3 protein-coding genes and 1 pseudogene are annotated in these 3,062 nt (G+C 64.1%); 2 read left to right on the forward strand and 2 right to left on the reverse strand.

The window, feature by feature from the left end; genetic code table 11:
• Positions 1-103: 103 nt before the first annotated feature.
• Positions 104-451, forward strand: a complete 348-nt coding sequence (locus tag ACFUJR_RS38975; protein WP_383181491.1) for a transposase — start codon at positions 104-106, stop codon at positions 449-451.
• A 204-nt stretch (positions 452-655) separates the two neighbouring features.
• Here the strand turns inward: ACFUJR_RS38975 and ACFUJR_RS38980 are convergent, their stop codons facing one another.
• Both ACFUJR_RS38980 and ACFUJR_RS38985 read right to left on the reverse strand, forming a co-directional pair.
• Positions 656-973: a WhiB family transcriptional regulator gene (locus tag ACFUJR_RS38980; protein ID WP_383181488.1), complete on the reverse strand. Its 318-nt coding sequence runs from the start codon at positions 971-973 to the stop codon at positions 656-658.
• A gap of 450 nt (positions 974-1,423) precedes the next feature.
• Positions 1,424-1,564, reverse strand: coding sequence for a hypothetical protein (locus tag ACFUJR_RS38985; RefSeq protein ID WP_383181485.1), 141 nt, complete (start codon positions 1,562-1,564; stop codon positions 1,424-1,426).
• A gap of 359 nt (positions 1,565-1,923) precedes the next feature.
• On the opposite strand from ACFUJR_RS38985, the pseudogene ACFUJR_RS38990 reads away from it, so the two are divergent.
• Positions 1,924-2,430 (forward strand): annotated as a pseudogene (locus tag ACFUJR_RS38990) (helix-turn-helix domain-containing protein); the annotation flags it as partial.
• Positions 2,431-3,062: the final 632 nt, after the last annotated feature.

Raw genomic sequence — 3,062 nt, forward strand, 5'->3', positions numbered from 1 at the left:
CAGTTCAACAGAGCACAGCCACAGGCTGCCCGCGTTGCGGACCGGCTGACCGTGTCACCGAGATGATCTCCGGCTACGAAAATCTTGCCAGAGCCACGTTCACTTGTACGCCGACACCGGCGAGCGCGAGAGCCGCGAGACCATCTACGCCGTCACCAGCCTCGACGCCCACCAGACCACCCCGGCCGAACTCGCCGCCGCCGTCCGCGGCCACTGGGCCGTCGAGGCTCTGCACCACGTGAGAGACGTGACCTACGCCGAGGACGCCTCCACCCTCCACACCGGCACCGCACCCCGCGCCATGGCCACCTTCCGCAACCTCGCCATCGGCCTGCTCAAAACCCTCGGAGCCGTCAACATCGCCAAGACCACCCGCGCAATCCGCGACCAGCCCGAACGAGCCCTCCCGCTCCTGGGCATCACCAACAACCCGGACACCCAGGGAACTTGATCAAGCCCTGCCCGCCACCAACGCGGCCACCGCCCGCAACCGCAGACCCTCCTGCGCCGACGGCGACAGATACCGCGCGTCCCCCACCAGATCGCTCACACACCCCCAACGCCCCAGAACCCAAACCGTTTCGGATAGCGACACCAGGTGGAGGATAATCCCGAATTCTTTATCCACAGAAGAGCTCGATCCGTAGCTTCGTATTCAGGCATCATTTACTGTGCGTGCCCCTCGCGGTCGGGGACCCCCTAGAGCGTACCGCTCCAGCGGGCTGAGGCCCCCCCAAATGCCCGCCGCCTCACGTCCGTCCAAAGCCGCACGAAGGCATTCGTCTCGCACTGGACAGTCCGCACAGATGCGCTTGGCTCTGCTTCCCGCGCCGCTAAACTTGGTGATCTTCTCCTCGGGGAAGAAGTAATCTGGATCTACGTTGGGTGCAGCGCATGCGGCGTCTGACTGCCACGTAGCGGCCAATGATGGGTGGCGGAGTGAAATTGATGACGTCGATTCATTGATGGCCATGGTGCTCACTTGATATGATTCACGGTTTCAATCGGGGCTAAATCGCAGGGCGAACCTGTGAGTCGCCGCTCGTGCGGAAAAGGCATTCGCGCATTGAAGATCGGATGATCGCGCTGGGGCGCACCAAGAGTGCTCAACCGGGATGCATTTTTAATTTCTGATTACCGCGGAGGTGAATTATATTCGGGTCGATACTTCCTCTGTGGTCAAAGTGGATCAGGATGATCCCTTCCGTAAATCAAATTCTTTCCCTTGAGGGGAGCTGTCTCATTTCTATTGATCGTAACCACTGGATCTTTTTCGGACGAGACGTCGGGAGGATGCCAGCCCCCCCTTGCACGGCTCTGATGCGGCGATTGCAGCCGCTTCAGGGTGACTCTCGCTTGTACGTCACAGGCTCTGCGGCCACTTCGGGGACTGCCACGAAAATGGCCCCCGTGGTTGGGTGGTTCAGGCCGTGAGAGGTTCGAAGCGGACGGTCAGGACGAGGCTGTTGGCTTTCTTGATCATCCGTCGCTTGGCACGTTCGGGATCGCGGCGGGTGAAATGGTCGGCGCCGAGGTCGACCAGCACGGTACGCAGCCAGATCACCCGGGGACTGGCAAAACTGCGGGAAGACGGCCTTCTGACTGCCCTGGCTGAACGAGCCGCAGCAACCCCAGCAGGGCTTCGACGTCCCGTCCCGCAGAAAGGAACGATCCGATGAAGCAGGAAGAGGACCTGGCTGCAGCGCTGAAGCAGGTAGCCGCCGGCCTGCCGGTGGGGCCGGCCCCCGTGGAGACGGTGGTTTGCCTGGGACGGAGAATCCGCCGACGTCGCCAGGCAACACTCTCAACGGCATGTCGGCAACGGGTGAAACGAGGGCCACGTACGGCGGATGAAAAGTGAGCCACTCTGCGATCTCTTGATCATTCTGACTTCACTGGTTCTGGGGTCAGGAGGAAGAGAGGGTGATCCACGTGGAGGACTGGGCTGAGATCCGTCGGCTGCACCGGTCTGAGGGGCTGTCGGCCCGGGCGGTGGCCCGGCAGCTGGGGATTTCCAGGAACACCGTGCTGCGGGCTCTGGCCTCGGACCGGCCGCCGCAGTACCGGCGGGCTGCGAAGGGTTCGGCGGTGGACGCGGTGGAGCCCGCGATCCGTGAGCTGTTGAAGCAGACTCCGGCGATGCCGGTCACCGTGATCGCGGAGAGGATCGGGTGGGAGCGTGGGCTGACGGTTCTGCGCGAGCGGGTTCGCGAGCTGCGGCCGGCCTATCTGCCGGTGGATCCGGTCTCGCGGACGGTCTACCAGCCCGGCGAGCTCGCCCAGTGCGACCTGTGGTTCCCGCCGGCCGACATCCCACTGGGTTATGGGCAGTCGGGCCGGCCGCCGGTACTCGTGATCGTTTCCGGCTACTCACGGGTGATCACCGCCCGGATGCTTCCCTCCCGGCAGACCGGCGATCTGATCGACGGCGGTGTCGTTCGACGGCTGCAGTTCGCTGAGAGTCCCCGATTCCGAGCGGAACCGGGCCTGGCTGGGCAGGACTTCGCATCATGGCTATCCGACGCTGGAGTTGATGACGCTGATCGAGACCGGCACCCGGGCCCTGGCCGGCGCCGCGTTCGGCCCCACCGCCGAGGGCGAGACGAACTACGCCGGCCGACTGCTGCACGTGCTGCGGCCGGACATGCTGCAGCCGCCGCCGACCCGGCCACCTGCGACTCGCACCCGCCGCAGGCAGCAACGACTCCAGCAACGACCACTGCTCATCGTGAAGATCGCCACGCCGCACCCCGTGATCATCACAGCGCGAGGCGTCGACCAGAACCCCGACCTAAACACCGCCCAGCGGCTGGACTCGCCTGAGGGCCAGAACCGATCTGGCGGTCGGATCCGTACAGCTAACTGGATGATGCCCGCTACTGCAGTTCATTTTGGTTCGCCGGATGCGCGGGGGTCCCACCATCTTCTCTGTCGATTCCCAGGAGTACCACATGTTCTCTTCTCGGGTGGCCGCCCGTTCTATCAGTGCCGTCTGTGTGGGTCTGGTCCTTGTTCTCGCGGGATGTGGTGGTGAGAAGGGTGAGCCGGAGGAGTCGGGGGTC

Origin of the sequence: Streptomyces sp. NPDC057271 (assembly GCF_042668715.1) — a bacterium.
Lineage (GTDB): Bacteria > Actinomycetota > Actinomycetes > Streptomycetales > Streptomycetaceae > Streptomyces.

Excerpts from the sequence above, each read along its gene's own strand:
- ACFUJR_RS38980 (WP_383181488.1), bottom strand. The coding sequence starts at position 973 with ATGGCCATCAATGAATCGACGTCATCAATTTCACTCCGCCACCCATCA.